The sequence below is a fragment of the Actinomycetospora sp. CA-101289 genome, assembly GCF_050955895.1.
GTDB lineage: Bacteria > Actinomycetota > Actinomycetes > Mycobacteriales > Pseudonocardiaceae > Actinomycetospora.
The window spans coordinates 1,379,653-1,393,674 of record NZ_CP192093.1 but is presented as its reverse complement, the minus strand read 5'-3'; the positions used below and the strand labels follow the sequence as shown (position 1 = coordinate 1,393,674).

The 14,022-nt window shown below is 71.7% G+C and carries 17 protein-coding genes; 2 read left to right on the top strand and 15 right to left on the bottom strand.

The window, feature by feature from the left end; translation table 11 throughout:
• From ACQPX6_RS06955 to ACQPX6_RS06940, 4 genes are all read right to left on the bottom strand, one after another.
• Window positions 1-210 (bottom strand): hypothetical protein, encoded by a 210-nt coding sequence (locus tag ACQPX6_RS06955; protein WP_433786427.1) that lies wholly within the window; start codon window positions 208-210, stop codon window positions 1-3.
• Between the two features lie 17 nt (window positions 211-227).
• On the bottom strand, window positions 228-941 hold the full coding sequence (locus ACQPX6_RS06950; RefSeq protein WP_433786426.1) for a hypothetical protein: 714 nt from the start codon (window positions 939-941) through the stop codon (window positions 228-230).
• A gap of 63 nt (window positions 942-1,004) precedes the next feature.
• Window positions 1,005-1,427, bottom strand: a complete 423-nt coding sequence (locus ACQPX6_RS06945) for a tautomerase family protein (RefSeq protein WP_433786424.1) — start codon at window positions 1,425-1,427, stop codon at window positions 1,005-1,007.
• A 39-nt stretch (window positions 1,428-1,466) separates the two neighbouring features.
• Window positions 1,467-2,168, bottom strand: a complete 702-nt coding sequence (locus ACQPX6_RS06940) for an SDR family oxidoreductase (protein WP_433786423.1) — start codon at window positions 2,166-2,168, stop codon at window positions 1,467-1,469.
• A gap of 98 nt (window positions 2,169-2,266) precedes the next feature.
• Here ACQPX6_RS06940 and ACQPX6_RS06935 point away from each other — a divergent pair, with 98 nt between their 5' ends.
• Window positions 2,267-2,872: a TetR/AcrR family transcriptional regulator gene (locus tag ACQPX6_RS06935; protein WP_433786421.1), complete on the top strand. Its 606-nt coding sequence runs from the start codon at window positions 2,267-2,269 to the stop codon at window positions 2,870-2,872.
• Between the two features lie 16 nt (window positions 2,873-2,888).
• Here ACQPX6_RS06935 and ACQPX6_RS06930 read toward each other — a convergent pair whose 3' ends face one another.
• From ACQPX6_RS06930 to ACQPX6_RS06915, 4 genes are all read right to left on the bottom strand, one after another.
• Complete coding sequence (locus tag ACQPX6_RS06930; RefSeq protein ID WP_433786419.1) at window positions 2,889-3,158, bottom strand: hypothetical protein; 270 nt, start codon at window positions 3,156-3,158, stop codon at window positions 2,889-2,891.
• Window positions 3,155-4,066, bottom strand: a complete 912-nt coding sequence (locus tag ACQPX6_RS06925; RefSeq protein ID WP_433786418.1) for an LLM class flavin-dependent oxidoreductase — start codon at window positions 4,064-4,066, stop codon at window positions 3,155-3,157. Before ACQPX6_RS06925 ends, ACQPX6_RS06930 begins: the two co-directional genes overlap by 4 nt.
• Window positions 4,063-5,577: a DHA2 family efflux MFS transporter permease subunit gene (locus ACQPX6_RS06920; protein WP_433786416.1), complete on the bottom strand. Its 1,515-nt coding sequence runs from the start codon at window positions 5,575-5,577 to the stop codon at window positions 4,063-4,065. The genes ACQPX6_RS06925 and ACQPX6_RS06920 overlap by 4 nt, the downstream gene beginning before the upstream one ends.
• A 441-nt stretch (window positions 5,578-6,018) precedes the next feature.
• On the bottom strand, window positions 6,019-6,600 hold the full coding sequence (locus ACQPX6_RS06915; RefSeq protein ID WP_433786414.1) for a TetR/AcrR family transcriptional regulator: 582 nt from the start codon (window positions 6,598-6,600) through the stop codon (window positions 6,019-6,021).
• A gap of 380 nt (window positions 6,601-6,980) precedes the next feature.
• Between ACQPX6_RS06915 and ACQPX6_RS06910 the strand changes: the two genes are divergently transcribed.
• Complete coding sequence (locus tag ACQPX6_RS06910) at window positions 6,981-7,820, top strand: LLM class F420-dependent oxidoreductase (RefSeq protein ID WP_433786413.1); 840 nt, start codon at window positions 6,981-6,983, stop codon at window positions 7,818-7,820.
• Between the two features lie 300 nt (window positions 7,821-8,120).
• On the opposite strand, the gene ACQPX6_RS06905 is transcribed toward ACQPX6_RS06910, so the two are convergent.
• The 7 genes from ACQPX6_RS06905 to ACQPX6_RS06875 all read right to left on the bottom strand — a co-directional run bounded on the left by ACQPX6_RS06905 (window position 8,121) and on the right by ACQPX6_RS06875 (window position 13,957).
• Window positions 8,121-8,408 (bottom strand): MaoC/PaaZ C-terminal domain-containing protein, encoded by a 288-nt coding sequence (locus ACQPX6_RS06905; RefSeq protein WP_433788206.1) that lies wholly within the window; start codon window positions 8,406-8,408, stop codon window positions 8,121-8,123.
• Window positions 8,409-8,502: 94 nt separating this feature from the next.
• Entirely contained in the window at window positions 8,503-9,588 is a 1,086-nt protein-coding gene (locus ACQPX6_RS06900; RefSeq protein ID WP_433786412.1) for an extradiol ring-cleavage dioxygenase, read from the bottom strand.
• 11 nt (window positions 9,589-9,599) lie between these two features.
• On the bottom strand, window positions 9,600-10,364 hold the full coding sequence (locus ACQPX6_RS06895) for an SDR family NAD(P)-dependent oxidoreductase (RefSeq protein WP_433786411.1): 765 nt from the start codon (window positions 10,362-10,364) through the stop codon (window positions 9,600-9,602).
• Window positions 10,364-10,864 carry an aromatic-ring-hydroxylating dioxygenase subunit beta gene (locus ACQPX6_RS06890; protein ID WP_433786409.1) on the bottom strand — a complete coding sequence of 167 codons (501 nt, stop codon included), beginning with the start codon at window positions 10,862-10,864 and terminating at the stop codon, window positions 10,364-10,366. The genes ACQPX6_RS06895 and ACQPX6_RS06890 overlap by 1 nt, the downstream gene beginning before the upstream one ends.
• Entirely contained in the window at window positions 10,861-12,144 is a 1,284-nt protein-coding gene (locus tag ACQPX6_RS06885; RefSeq protein WP_433786408.1) for an aromatic ring-hydroxylating oxygenase subunit alpha, read from the bottom strand. Before ACQPX6_RS06885 ends, ACQPX6_RS06890 begins: the two co-directional genes overlap by 4 nt.
• The gene (locus tag ACQPX6_RS06880; protein WP_433786407.1) at window positions 12,141-12,974 is read right to left on the bottom strand and encodes an alpha/beta fold hydrolase; all 834 of its coding nucleotides are present in this window, start codon (window positions 12,972-12,974) and stop codon (window positions 12,141-12,143) included. The genes ACQPX6_RS06885 and ACQPX6_RS06880 overlap by 4 nt, the downstream gene beginning before the upstream one ends.
• Entirely contained in the window at window positions 12,971-13,957 is a 987-nt protein-coding gene (locus ACQPX6_RS06875; protein WP_433786406.1) for an amidohydrolase family protein, read from the bottom strand. The genes ACQPX6_RS06880 and ACQPX6_RS06875 overlap by 4 nt, the downstream gene beginning before the upstream one ends.
• Window positions 13,958-14,022: the final 65 nt, after the last annotated feature.

The window sequence follows — 14,022 nt, the reverse complement described above, 5'->3', positions numbered from 1 at the left end:
TCAGAGCAGGTCCGCGACGGCCACGGAGCCCGCGTCGCGCTTCGCCTTCTCGTCGACGCCCTCGATGTCGGCGACGGCCCGGTAGACGACCCGGGCGGGATCGAGCCCCAGCAACGCCGTGTCGTGCTCGTCGAGCCTCTCGACCAGCGCCTTCGACGCCAGCACCTGTCCCCCGGCGGCGCACTGCTCGATCCGCGCCGCCTCGTTCATCTCGGCGCCCAGGGCGGTCAGCCTGCCGGTGACCTCGCGGATAGCACCGGGCAGGCCACGCGCCGTCTCCAGCGCCACGCGGGCCGCGCGGGAGTCCGAGTGCAGCTGCTCGGGAGGAACAGGGCGCTGATCCCGTCGCCGGCGTGTTTCCCGACGATTCCTCCTCCCGCGGACACGGCCGCCTCCATCGCCGTCCTCATCTCCTGGACCAGCCGGAAGTAGACCGAGCTCGGGAGCTGTCGCGACAGCGACCCGGAGGCCTCGAGGTCGGCGAACAGGACCGCCGACGACCGCTGCCCGGGGTGCACGAGCATCGCCATGCGTTCGTGCGTCGCACGATCGCCCCGCAGCAGCAGCGCCGCGGTGCTCGCGGGCACGTCCAGGGTGTAGACGACGAGATAGCCCAGCAGCTCGCCCGTGTCGGCGTGCACCCGCTGCGTGAGATAGCTGAACCGTCCGAAGAACTCGTCGCGGGCGAAGTCGACCGTCGAGGCCCAGGCGGGCGGAGCCGGACGTGGGTCACAGGCCCGGAGCAACATCGCGGATTCCGCGTCGAGGTCCTCCGCGAACTGCTCCGCGTCGGCTCCCGCGCCGTGGAGCAGGTAGGGACCGTTGGGCTCGGTCGACATCCAGACCAGCTGCCACCGGTGGTCGAGCAACTCGGCGGCCCACCCGCTCGCGTCGAGCTGCTCGGCCAACTCGCGCAGCTGCTCGGCCATCCTCCCGGCCACGCCCCCCCGACTCCTGCTGCACCTCACTGGCGGAGTAGCCGGCCTCCGGCGCTCCGATGTTCGTCAGTAGGGCACGGTCGCGTTCTTCTCGGCCCAGAGCTTCTCACCGTCGCTGCCGCCGGGCGGTGGCCACGTCCCGTTGATCATCCAGAGGTCCTGCGGGGTCTCGTCGACGTGGAACTCGGTGTGCAGGCCGCGGTCGGTCGTATAGGGCGCCACGACACGGCTGATCGTGTCGCCGATCCGCCGCCGGTCCTCCGGGGCGGCGCTGTGGCGGGCGATGTGGTCGATGACGATCCGGACCGCGGCGTCGGCGCTCTCCCCGCCGATGAACAGGCTCTCCGGGTCGACCTCGTGGAAGCCGACGACGACGTAGAACCGCGGGAGCCCGATCCCGGTGTAGATGCCCGTGACGTCGTTCGCGAAGTTCTGCTTGTCCTCGGCCGTGTAGACGCCGGGCGAGTGGTAGATCGACCAGAGCGGCATGGTTCCTCCTGGGACGGTGAGGCGTGCGGGACGTGGGTCTCACCCGCCGAGCGGAACGGTCAGGCCCTCCACCGGCCCGGACAGCGCGGCCTTGAAGTGCCGCGAGACGTCGTCGACGAGGATCTCGTCCTCGCCCTTCTCGATCCCGTCGAGGACCCTCGTCGCCACCTCGGCCGGCGACAGCTTCTCCCCGGGCATCGCCGCGACCATGTCGGTGTCGGCGAAGCCGAGGTGGACCCCGACGACGTGGGTGCCCTGCCCGGCGAGCTCGAGGCGCAGCGAGTTGGTGATCGACCACAACGCTGCCTTCGACGCGCCGTAGGCCCCGGCCCCGGCACCCCAGGACAGCAGCGAGTGCAGGTCGACGAGGGCCCCACCGCCGTGGGCGGCGAGGACGGGCGCGAAGGCCCGGGCCACGCGCAGGGCACCGAGGACATTGGTCTCGAACGTCGAGCGCACGTCGTCCATCGAGCCGCTGAGCAGCGCGCCCGGGAACAGGACGCCGGCGTTGTTGAACACCAGCGTCGCGTCACCGGCGCGCTCGGCGAGGGCGCGCACCGACTCGTCGTCGACGACGTCGAGCGCGACCGCCTCGACCCTCGGGTCCGACGAGGGCTGCGGGCGCCGCGCGGTCGCGTAGACCTTCGCGGCCCCGCGCTCGAGGAGCTCCGCGGTGAACGCGGCGCCCAGCCCCCGCCGCCCTCCGGTGACCACCGCGACCGCTCCGGCGACGTCCGTCATCTGCTTCTCCCGTCCAAGAGCCTGTGGATCGACGATAGAGTATGCACATCATCTATCGTGTCAATAGGCTGGCCCCGAGGGTCGGACGGGGAGGGGCCATGCCGAGGGCATCGCGGGAGCAGATGGCGGAGAACCACGAGCGAGTGCTCGAGGAGGCCCGGCGGCTGATCCGGGAGAAGGGCGCCGACGGTGTCAGCGTGCCGGAGGTGATGGCCGCGGCCGGGCTGACCCATGGCGGGTTCTACAAGCACTTCGCCTCGAAGGAGGCCCTGCTCGCGGAGGCCGGGGCCGGGGCGTTCGCGGAGCGGTCGGCGGTGCTCGACGACCTCGTCGACACCGACCCGGCGACGGCCCGAGCCCGCTTCGTCGCCCAGTACCTGTCGACCGCGCACCGCGACCACCCCGGCGAGGGGTGCGCCGGGGTCGCGCTGGCCGCCGACGTCGCCCGCCGCGGACCCGACGATCCGCTGCACGACACCTACGTCGCGGGCGTCACCCGGCTCGTCGACACCCTGCACACCCTGCGGTCCGGGGAGGCCGTAGGCGCGGTCCCGACGATGCCCGGGGCCGGCCGCCACGACCCGGAGGCCCTGGCGGAGCTCGCCACCCTCGTCGGGGCCCAGGTACTCGCGCGCGCCACCGCGGGAGACCCGATCTCCGAGCAGTTCCTCGACGCCGCTCGGGCCCGCCTGCTCCGCGAGTGAGCACGGCCGACTCCGGCTACTGGTCACCTCCGCCGGTGCGCGGGTCGGGTCCGTAGTGGTGCGGGACTCCGAGGTTCGCGCGCAGGGTCCTGCCCGGGTACTCGGTGGGATAGATGCCGCGTTCCTGCAGGATCGGTACGACCTCGTCGACGAACGCGTCGATGCCGTCCTCGTAGATGTCGGGGGTCACCCAGAAGCCGTCGGCGGCTCCCGCCTCGAACCATTCCTGCAGGTGGTCGGCGTGGAGTTTCCCCGGGCCGACGACGGTGGGATGGAAGTCGATCACGCCGTGGGCGAGGACGTCGCGGGGGGACCACCCCTCGCGTGCCACCTGCAGAGCGATCGACGACCGCGGGTCTCGGGGTGAGGCGTTTGCGGAGGCCAGCTGCTCGCGGGTGAGCGGCTCGTCGAACCGCCGGGGATTCGCGCGCCGCGGTGCGCACGAGCTCGCGCTGGGCGCGCGCCCCTCGATCGTCCACACCTCGGCGATGAAGCCGCTCGCGTAGCGGCCGGCGATGGACAGGAGGTGGGGGCTGGGGCCGCCGGAGGTGAAGACGACGGGCTGACCCTGTTCCGAGGGTGGGATGGCCAGGGGGCCCGGGAGGCGACGTAGCGGCCCTGCAGGTTGACGGGCTGCAGCTTCGAGGGGTCGATGAAGCGGTTCGCGGCCTGGTCCTGGATCCACGCGTCTTCCTGCCAGCTGCCCCACAGCGCCTGGACGATCTGGATCGCCTCGTGGGCGCGCTGGTACCGCTCGCCGCGGTCGGCGACGGGTCGTCCGTAGTTGGCCGCGACGGCAGGATCGCTCGTCGTCACGGCGTTCCAGCCGGCCCGGCCGTGGCTCACGATGTCGAGGGCCTTGAACTGGCGGGCCGTGGTGAACGGCTCCTGGAAGGTCGTCGACCCGGTCGCGACGAACCCGATGGTCGTCGTCCCGCGCGCGACGGCGGTCAGCTCGATCAGCGGGTCCATGAGGTTGCTGATCGTCGAGTGCTCGACGTCGCCGCGGACGGCGGGGAAGTCGGGTGTGAACAGGAACGTGAACAGGCCGCGCTCGGCGGCCCTCGCGTGACGCACGGTGGCGTCGACGTCGGCGTAGGTCCCGGGGTCCACGTGCGGCGCCCGCCAGGCGCCGTGCAGGCCGCCGTATCCGTCGATCATGCCCATCCCGAGGACGAGCTTCCTGTCGGTCATGCCGTACCCCTCGTCAGGCCGGATTCGGTCAGCGCCCCGTCGGCGCGGCGGGCGCTCCGGGCGGCGGCCGATGCGGCAGGGACCGGGCCGTCGGCGTCCGGATCCGGTGTCCGACGGATGAAGAAGGCGCCCACCAGCACGACCAGTCCGACGACCCAGGCGGTCATGAAGGCTGCCTGTCCGGCGTCGGTGGCCTGGGCCGTGTCGAGCACGCCGGCGTCGCGGGCACCGGAACCGATGGTGTAGGCCGAGATGAACACCGCCCCGAACGCGGCTCCGGCGAGCTGCTGGACGGTGGCGAAGGCCGCGGTGCCGTGCGGGTAGAGCTCGGCCTGCAGAGCGCCCATCGCACTGGTCGTGAGCGGCGTCCACATCGCGGCCATCGCACTGGTGAACACCAGCCACGCGACCAACAGCGTGACCACGCTCGTGTTCTCGTCCACCTGGCTGAGGAACCCCAGGACGGCCACCCAGATGATCGCTGCGGGGATCACCAGCGGGCGCGGTCCGAGGCGGTCGTACACCCGGCCGCTCAGGGCAGCCACGATCGAGATCGCCGCGCCGCCGGGAATCAGGAAGAGGCCGAGCTGCAGGGTGCTCAGGCCGGTGACGTTGGTCAGCACCAGCGGGACCACGACCAGCAGACCGATCCCGTTCCCCGCGATGAACACCATCATCAACAGCGCCAGGGTGAACGGCTTCCGCAGGAAGATCCGCATGTCCAGGAACGCCTGATCGCGACGCTGCAGCGGGACCTGTCGCAGGACGAACGCCACCAGGCCCGCCAGTCCGACCGCGATCGGCAGGTACGGCGAGATCGGGGCGTTCCCGGCCGAGGCCTCGCCGATCAGGGAGAGTCCGTAGACCAGCGCGCCGAACCCGATCGCGGACAGCAGCAACGACGGCAGGTCCAGGGTCACCGGCTCCGGGGTGCCGATGTTGCGGAGCTTCCACGCCCCCAGGACCAGGGCGGCGACGGCGACCGGCAGCATGAGGATGAACAGCCAGCGCCAGCTCAGGGTGGAGAGCACGAGACCGGACAGCGCCGGGCCGAGAGCCGGCGCCACGGACGGCACGGCGGTCGTGATGGCCATCATCTGACCGCGGCGACCGACGGGGACCAGGCTCATGGTGGTGTTCATCAACAGGGGCAGGAAGACCGCGGTGCCGGACGCCTGGACGATCCGGCCGGCCACCAGCACGCCGAACGCCGGCGCGATCGCGGCGAGCGTCGTCCCGACGATGAACAGCGACAGCGCGACCAGGAAGACCGTCCGCAGGTTGAACCGCCGCATCACGAATCCGCTGGCCGGGATCAGCACGGCCATGGTCAGCAGGAAGCCGGTCGTGACCCACTGCCCGGTACCCGGGCTGACCCCGAAGTCCACGATCAGGGTGGGCAGCGCGACGCCCAGGAGCATCTCGTTGAGGAAGACGATGAACGTCGAGACCATCAGGACCCCGATGACCAGGGCGGTGCCGGGGGGGAGCCGGTCACCGGAGGGGGTCACCGGTGCCGGGGCGGAAGCTTCAGTGGATGTGTCCGGGACGGCCACGTGTGTGCTCGCTGTCTCGAGAGGTCGGTAGAAGATCGATCAGAGCGACGTGCCCGCCGCGTCGGCGCGGAGCACGGGTCGGACCCGGGCCACCGGACCGGCCGGCACCGCACAGGGCAGGGCCTTCGATCGGCGGTGGCCGTCGGCGATGGACGCAGGAACATGCTGGTGTCAGCAGGTGATCCGGCGGACCGGATGGAACGGAAGCAGTGTCCGTTTGACTTCACGAAGATATGGAGGGTGTCTCCGTCTTGTCAACGAGGGTGTCGAGGGCGTGATCGAGGCGACAACGACGCCTGGATGTCGAGCACACCAAGGCGCCGGAGGGAACCGGATGCGCGGGCCTGACGAGCTCGGCGGCGGGCACGCCGACCGCAGCTCAGCGACGTTCTCGGGTCAGGACCTCGGAGAGGACTCCGCGGCCCGGGAGGGGCTCTGCCACCCCTCGCGCACGATGGCGCGCAGACCGTCTCCCGACCGTTCGTCGGCCAACAGTGCGTCACTCACCCACGCCGTTGCCAGGACCGTGAGGACGAGGTCCCGGTCGCGCACCCAGGGGCGGGCGCTGCCGGCGGCCTGGGCCGCGGCGAGGAAGGTCCCGGTGGTCTCGACGAGCCACTCGCAGGTCATGGCCAGCGGTGAGGTGGTCTCGCTCAGCGCCTCCCGCAGGGGGCCGGGCAGGCCGTCGAAGACCGTCACGTAGCCACCCAGCGCGGTCAACCAGAGTTCCAGCGCGGCGAGAGGATCGGCGTGCTCGGCCTCGATCTCGACCCGGCGGGCGTCCAACTCCTCGAAACGGGCCTGCAGGAGCGCCGCGAGCAGGGCCTCGCGGGTGGGGAAGTGCCGGTAGAGGGTGCCCGGTCCGAGACCGGCTCGCCGGGCGATGTCCTGCATCGGACCGCTCACCCCGTGCTCGGCGAATAACTCCTCCGCGACCTCGAGGATGTGCAGCCGGTTGCGCTCCGCGTCAGCGCGCACCTTCGGCACGGTCGTCTCCGATCGGGCCATCATCCGACCTCCTCGGTCACTAACCGGAGGATACGTCCATGTCTGCAGGAGGACAAAGAGACGGGTCCCGGCTCTCCCGCTCGCTCGTCCCCCTGCCGCGATGACCCGTCCCTCAACCGGCGGGGTCGGGCGTCCGGTCGAATCGGTGGTCGCGGTGGCCCCGGCTGATCGGGGGCAGCGACGGGAACGTTGCGGGGTCTCTCCCCGAGTGCGCCGAGCCGGCCCCCGAGCCCGGGCAGTACCGGAGAAGGTCTCCGTGTACGGTAACCGGAGGGAGTCTCCGGTCACGTGGACGAAGGCCACCACGTCCCTACCCCGACGACCGACCCCGACAGTAGGAGGAAGCACTCATGACGATGGACCTGGGCCGGTACGGCATCTGGCAGAGGGCGGGTCAGCTCGACCCCGAGCTCGCCCGCGCGGTCGAGTCGCTGGGGTTCGGCACCATCTGGATCGGCGGCTCCCCTCCCGGGGACCTCGCCCTCGCGGAGTCGCTGCTCGGCGCCACCGAGAACCTCGTGATCGCCACCGGCATCGTCAACATGTGGTCCACCCCGGCCGACGAGGTCGCCGCCTCCTACCACCGCCTCGAGGCCAAGCACCCCGGCCGCTTCCTGCTCGGCGTCGGCGTGAGCCACCCCGAGGCCAACCGCGACTACCAGAAGCCCTACGCCACGATCGTCGAGTACCTCGACGCCCTCGACGCCGCCGACGTCCCCGCCGACCGCCGGATCCTCGCCGCGCTCGGCCCCAAGGTCCTCGGGCTCTCGGCGCAGCGCACGGCCGGGGCCCACCCCTACCTCGTCCCGCCCGAGCACACCCGCCGCGCCCGCGAGATCCTCGGCGACGCGGCCCTGCTCGCCCCGGAGAACAAGGTCGTCCTGAACCCCGACCCGGCCACCGCCCGCGACATCGGCCGCCCCGCCGTGCAGAAGCCCTACCTGGGGCTGCGCAACTACGTCAGCAACCTCGAGCGCCTCGGCTGGACCGACCACGACATCGCCGACGGCGGCAGCGACGCCCTGATCGACGCCCTCGTCGCCCACGGCGAGCCGGAGTCCGTCGCGACGCGGCTCGACGAGCACCTCGCCGCCGGCGCCGACCACGTCTGCGCCCAGATCCTCACCGCGGAGGGCGACGACCTCCTTCCCCACCTGCGCCGCCTGGCCGGAGCACTCGGCCTGAGCTGACTGCTCGGCGGTGCCGGGCGCCTCGAACCGCAGGGCGGGACCGACGACGACCGTCACCCCTTCGCTTCCAGGTGCGGGAGCTCGGCGACCGAACTCGTGGACTGCCCGGCACTGAGCCCCACCCGGTGACGGTCTTGCCACCGGGCGACATACGGTCGAAGCGACGATTCGCGTGATCGCGGTATCAGTGCGCCGATGACACATTTTTCGTTATTGGAGCAGCGTCTGGACTGCTGAGCGCTGCGCCATCTTGCACGATGCCAGAACGCAGCGAGGCTCATTACCGGCGAGCCGTTCTGCCTACTCAGAGCGGAGAATTGTAACGTCCGTCGAGCGCGTCGCCTCGGCGATCGCCGCGGTGGCCCGGACCCGGGACCGGACGGCGACGGGCGCGGGGAAGCGGGCCTTGTTGAACCCGTGGTTGGCGCCCATGCGCACGTTCTCGATGCGGTAGAGCCCCGTCAGGAGCACGGGCAAGAGCGAGAGGGTCCGGAGGCCGTGCGCGATCGTCCGGCCGAACGGGCCCTGGGCCGCCCGTTGGCGGCGTCGACGTCGTCGCCACCGATGAGATCGCGGACCGGCGGGCAGGGGGCACGGTTCGTCCCGGCAGCGGTCAGGCGGTCGGCGGCGGCGCTGACAGCCGTGCCGGTGGCTGTGTCGTTCGGAGTCGACACGGCGTCCCTCACGTTGCGGGGGTGACGGTGGCGGGCTCGAAGACCGCGAAGCACTTGTTGGAGTTGAAGACGTCGGTGGTGACCATCGTCGACCACGACAGGTCCATCCCCAGCTCCTCGACAGCGCCGAGCAGGCAGAACCAGTTGAGCATCTCGTGCTGGCCGTCGCGGACGATCTCCGCGCCGGTGGTCCGCCGCCACCGGTCGCGGTCATCCGCGACGAGGGCCTCGTAGAGCTCGAGGTCTGCGGCGGTGTCGGGGCGCAGGTGCCAGTCCTTGTCGTTGAGGAACGCGTGCGACCAGCTCGAGGAGGCGACCAGCGCGATGCGGCGGTCCTCCCCGCGCAGGGCCCGGGCGACCCCGGCCCCGAGCTGCATGCAGCGGGCCGGCGTGGGGCCGATCGGGTCGAGCTGCTCGGTCTCGATCTCGGCGAACCGGGCGAGGCCGCCGCGGCGGGCAATGGCGTGCTGGCCGTAGCAGTTGACGGTGATCGGCAGGATCGGCAGGTCGAACTCGGTGCCCGCGTGGGGGTAGTCGAGGAAGAGCTGGGTGTTGGCGACGGCGTGCGGGAAGTGTGAGCCCTCGCGCTTGCGGTAGCTGTAGGCCATGTCGAAGCCGTCGCCGATGAGCCGGTCGGCGAGCGTGCGGCTCCAGTCGCGGTTGCCGCGCAGGGTGAAGGTCATGTCGTCGGGCAGGCCCCAGGCGTTCGGGCTGCCGCGCTCGTTCATCAGGGAGAACGGGTGGACCTCGAGGTCGTCGTAGGCCAGCACGCAGAACGGCGGGACGACCTCCTCGCGGAAGTTCTCGTACTGGTCGTCGCCCCAGACGACGACCACGTCGGGGGCGAAGGCGTCGAGCGCCTCGCGGCAGCGGGCGAGGTTCTCGACAAGGGCCTTGCGGTGCCCGGCGGCTGCCGTCCGGCCCTGGTCGTCGCCCCACTCCGCACGCATCTCCGGCGACCAGGACGCAGGGTCCTTCTCCGCCTCGGGGACGTCGGGGTCGGCCAGGGTCCAGCGCAGCAGTCCGGCCATGTGCTCATCGGTGCCGGCGAGCAGCGGGTAGTGAGTCAGTCCGAGACCCAGGAAGTCGGCCATGTCGTTCTCCTTCAGTTCATGCTGCTTCCGCCGTTGACGCTCAGGACCTGCCCGGTGACGAAGCCGGCGTCGTCGCGCGCCAGGTAGGCGACCGCGCCGGCGATCTCGTCGACCTCCGCGGGCCGGCCCAGCGGGATGAGCCCCACCGCGTCGTCGACCACCCGCCGCATCCGGTCGGGGACCGTGCCCGCCGCGAGCGCGGCGTCGAGCGCGTCGGTGCGGGTGTAGGAGGGCGCGACGACGTTGACGGTCACGCCCGTCCCCGCGAACTCACGGGCGAGCCCGACGGCCAGGCCGTGGACACCGCCCTTGGCGGCGTTGTAGACGGCGTGGTCGGTCAGGCCGTTGCGGACCGACTCCGCGCCGATGTTGACGATCCGTCCGTAGCCGCGCCCGCGCATGGTCGGCAGGAACGCGAGACAACAGCGCAGCGTGGTCCACAGGTTGTTGTCGATCGTCGCGCGCAGGGTCTCCTCGGTGTGCTCCAGCGTCGGCCGGATCACCCCTCCCCCGGCGTTGTTGACCAGCACGTCGACGGCACCGAAACGCGCGACCACGAGGTCGCGCAGCGCCTCGGCGGTTCCGGCGACGGCGAGGTCCCCGACGAAGCCCGTGGCGGCCCCGTCGATCGCGCTCACGGCCTCGTCGACCTCGGCCTGCCCGAGACCGGCGACGACCACCGCGGCCCCGTCGGCGGCCAGGCGCCGGACGATGGCGTGCCCGATCCCGGTCGCCCCGCCCGTGACCACCGCGACGCGCCCGGCGAGGGGCCCCATCAGAGGATGACCGCCACGTCGTTGGCCGGGCGCAGCGACGACATGTCCAGCACCACGCGCTTGGAGCGGACCCGGAGCTCTCCGTCGATCTCGACGAGGCGGTAGGTGTAGCCCCCAACGAACACCGTGTCCTTGCCGTTGCGGGAGCGGTAGACGACGAACGAGGCGCGCACCTCCACCTCGCCGCCCTCCGACGCACCGACCCGCACGTTGGTCACCAGGTGACGCAGGGCGGAGTGCGGGTACTCGCGATGGGCCTTGCGGCTCAGCAGCCGCTCGACCCGCAGACGCAGGCGCAGGCGGTCGTCATCGACCAGGACCAGGTCGGTCGAGGGATCTCCGTCGGGGGTGTCGGTGGCCGGGACGACGTAGCGGCAGTCGTCGGTGTAGAGCGCGAGCCAGGCGTCGAGGTCCCAGGTGTCGAGCAGTTCGGCCTCGAGATAGAGCAGGTCCTCGACCTCGGCGCGGGTGGGCGTGCGCATGCGCGCGGGGGCGCTCATCGCACTGCTCCCCGCTCGCGGTCCATGTCGTCGCGCCACCGACGCCAGAACGTCCGCATCTGGGCCTCGTCCGTGGCCAGCGGTTCGCGGCCCATCCCGCGCGAGATGTCGTTCCACTCCACCCCGCCGCTGGTGAACCCCAGCTGGCAGGACTCGAGGGCCTCGATGTCGTCCGGGGTCGCGAAGCCGGCCGGGCCGAGGAAGGTCAGGAAGCTGTCGAGGCGGCGCTGGCGGACGTCGGGCTGCTCGTCGCGCGGGGCCATCTCCCAGGCCGAGATCTCCATCTTGTCGGGCGCCGTGGGCACGAAGGTCCGCACGGTGAGCGCCATGATGTCGTTCACGATCAGATTCGGGTAGATCAGCATGTTGCGGTTGAGGTCGGCCATGCGGTGCGCGCGCTCCTCCCCGAACCGCTCGACGAGATCGCGGCGCAGTCCCTCCACCGACGGGCGGGCGTCCTCGCCGAACAAGGGCTCCCACTTGGCCACCGGCCGCCCCCAGGGGGCCTCGTACTCGAGGACCGCGTGCCCGTTGCCGAGGTCGCGCGAGGTGCCCTTGACCCCGACCGAGAGGTCGGTGCCCAGCGCGACGAGGTACTTGAAGTACGTGTCGTGGGTGGAGACGGCGTGATAGCCGTCGATGGAGTTCTCCACCAGGAGCTTCCAGTTGGCGTCCATGCCGTAGTGCTGGCTGCCGTTCACGATCTCCATGTCGGCCGGCGCGGCGTCGATGATCAGATCGAGGTAGTCCTTGGCGCCCGCGAGGTACTCCACCAGCCCGACGACGTCGGGGTCGTAACAGGCGAAGACGAAGCCCCGGTAGCTCTCCACCCGCGCGGCCCGGGCCAGGCCCAGCGCCTCGAAGTCGAGCCCGCCGGCGTAGGCGTCCCGGTCGGGGACACCCGAGAGCTTGCCCTCCGAGTCGAAGGTCCAGGCGTGGTAGAAGCACTGGAAGACCTTCGCGTTGCCCTGGTCCTTGCGGCAGACGACCGCTCCGCGGTGGGTGCAGGAATTGTGGAAGACGTTCACCTGCCCGGTCTTCACCCCGCGGACCATGAACAGCGGCCGGCCCCCGACGCGGCGGCGGACGTAGTCGCCCGGGTTCGCGATCTCGGACTCGTGGCCCACGTAGAGCCAGTTGTGGTCGAAGATCTTCCGCTGCTCCTGGGTGAGCACCTCGGCCGAGGTCATGGAGTCGCGGTGCACCCGGAACCGGTCGGGCTCCTCGACCACGAGCCGCGAGCCCGTCCCGAGGACGGGGCGATCGTTGAGCAGCGTCACGACGCCCTCCCGAGGTAGTCGCCGACGAGGGCGTTGAACTCGTCGGCCCGTTCGATCTGGGTCCAGTGGCCGCACCGGGCGAAGACGTGCAGGTCGGCCTCGGGCAGCAGGTGGACCATCGAGTGCGAGACCTGCGCCGGGACCACGCGGTCCTCGCGGCCGTGCACGAGCAGCGCCGGGGTGACCGTGGCGCGGACCTGCTCCTCGGTGATGCCCAGCTCGCCGCCGGCGTGGCGCGGGTCGTTGAACATGGCGGTGTAGGCCTCGTGGGCGCCCGGGGCGGCGCTGGCCTCGTAGCGATCGCGCACGAGGTCGTCGGTGATGAGGTCGGGGTCGACCGCGAAGTTGGTCCGCAGCAGGGTCCGCATGTTCTCCGGCGACGGCTCGTAGGCCCGCAGCGCCTTGAGCCCGTCGGTGATCGTCATCCCGACCCCGGGCGAGCCCATCAGCACCATCCGCGCGATGCGGTCGGGCCGCTCGGCGGCCATCTCGAGCGAGATCCGACCGCCCAGGGAGTTCCCGACCAGCGAGAACCGCTCGAGACCGAGGGCGTCGGCGAAGTCCCAGACGTGGTCGGTCCAGGTGCGCAGCGAGTAGCGCACGTGCTCGGGGCGCTCGGTGTGTCCGAACCCGACGATGTCGGGGGCCAGCACGTGGAAGCGCTCGGCCAGCACCGGGAGGTTCAGCCGCCAGTTCGCCCAGGCCGAGACGCCCGGACCGGAGCCGTGCAGCATGATCACCGGCTCGCCGGTGCCGGCGTCGTGGAAGTGGGTGCGGACGCCGCGCACGTCGGCGTACCGGCCGGCGGACACGTCGGTGGTCGCGGTCATCGGGTCTCCTTCTCGGGGACGGGGGTCAGCAGGGCCCGGCCGTTCGTGCGCCCGATCCGGGCGGCGAGCTCGGGGCCCAGCTCGTGCAGCACGGCCCCGGCGGGCGCCTCGCGCGCCGCGAAGGGGTAGTCGGTACCGAGGACGACGTGGTCGGCGCCGAAGCGCTCGCGGGCCAGCGCGAGGCTCGTGGCGTCGTAGGTCAGCGAGTCGCACCAGAGGCCGCGAGCGGCGGCGAGAACGGTGGGCTCGGAGCCGGCGAGGGCCTGTCCCTTCGCGACGCGCGGCAGGATCGCGGGCAGCGCTCCCCCGCCGTGGGCGAGGCAGACGCGGACGTTCGGACGCGCGGCGAGCACACCGGCGGTGAGCAGTCCGGCGCCGGCGACCGCGGTCTCGCTGGGCATCCCGACCCCGAAGGCCAGGCCGGCCGCGGCCAGCCTCGGATCGAGGGTCTCGTCGACCGGGTGCACGAGCACGACGGCGCCGAGCTGGTCGGCCGCGTCGAAGAAGGGGCCGAACTTCGAGTCGGAGAGCTCGAGCGACCCGATACGGGTGCCGATCTCGACGCCGACGAAGCCGAGCTCGAGCACACAGCGCCGCAGCTCCGCGACCGCGAGCTCCGGGCACTGCAAAGGGACGGCACCGAGCGCGCGGAACCGGTCGGGGGCCTGCGCCACGAGCGCCGCGAAGAAGTCGTTCTGCGCCCGCGCCTGCTCGGCCGCCCCGATCCCGGGGGCGCCGTGGTCGAGCGTGACGGGGATCGGCGAGACGACCTGCACCTCCACGCCCTCGGCGTCCATGTCGCGCAACCGGGCCTCCGCCGACCAGCAGCGCTCGTCGATCGCGCGGTACCGCCGGTCCCCGACGTGGATGGCGGCCGAGGTCGCGCTCTCGCGGCGCACGGTGACCCACGGGTGTGGCAGCGCGTCGGCCGGCGCGGCCAGGTCGGGCGCGACGGCGTGCGTGTGGACGTCGACCAGACCCATGCCGACCTCCTCGCCTCGACGCGGTGTGACCTGGCCGACCATAGAAAACCTTTATGAACAATGGC

Bases quoted from the DNA above. Each gene is read 5' to 3' on its own strand.
- ACQPX6_RS06955 (WP_433786427.1), bottom strand. From the start codon at position 210: ATGAACGAGGCGGCGCGGATCGAGCAGTGCGCCGCCGGGGGACAGGTG.
- ACQPX6_RS06945 (WP_433786424.1), bottom strand. From the start codon at position 1,427: ATGCCGCTCTGGTCGATCTACCACTCGCCCGGCGTCTACACGGCCGAG.
- ACQPX6_RS06940 (WP_433786423.1), bottom strand. From the start codon at position 2,168: ATGACGGACGTCGCCGGAGCGGTCGCGGTGGTCACCGGAGGGCGGCGG.
- ACQPX6_RS06935 (WP_433786421.1), top strand. From the start codon at position 2,267: ATGCCGAGGGCATCGCGGGAGCAGATGGCGGAGAACCACGAGCGAGTG.
- ACQPX6_RS06925 (WP_433786418.1), bottom strand. From the start codon at position 4,066: ATGACCGACAGGAAGCTCGTCCTCGGGATGGGCATGATCGACGGATAC.
- ACQPX6_RS06910 (WP_433786413.1), top strand. From the start codon at position 6,981: ATGACGATGGACCTGGGCCGGTACGGCATCTGGCAGAGGGCGGGTCAG.
- ACQPX6_RS06900 (WP_433786412.1), bottom strand. From the start codon at position 9,588: ATGGCCGACTTCCTGGGTCTCGGACTGACTCACTACCCGCTGCTCGCC.
- ACQPX6_RS06895 (WP_433786411.1), bottom strand. From the start codon at position 10,364: ATGGGGCCCCTCGCCGGGCGCGTCGCGGTGGTCACGGGCGGGGCGACC.
- ACQPX6_RS06890 (WP_433786409.1), bottom strand. From the start codon at position 10,864: ATGAGCGCCCCCGCGCGCATGCGCACGCCCACCCGCGCCGAGGTCGAG.
- ACQPX6_RS06880 (WP_433786407.1), bottom strand. From the start codon at position 12,974: ATGACCGCGACCACCGACGTGTCCGCCGGCCGGTACGCCGACGTGCGC.
- ACQPX6_RS06875 (WP_433786406.1), bottom strand. From the start codon at position 13,957: ATGGGTCTGGTCGACGTCCACACGCACGCCGTCGCGCCCGACCTGGCC.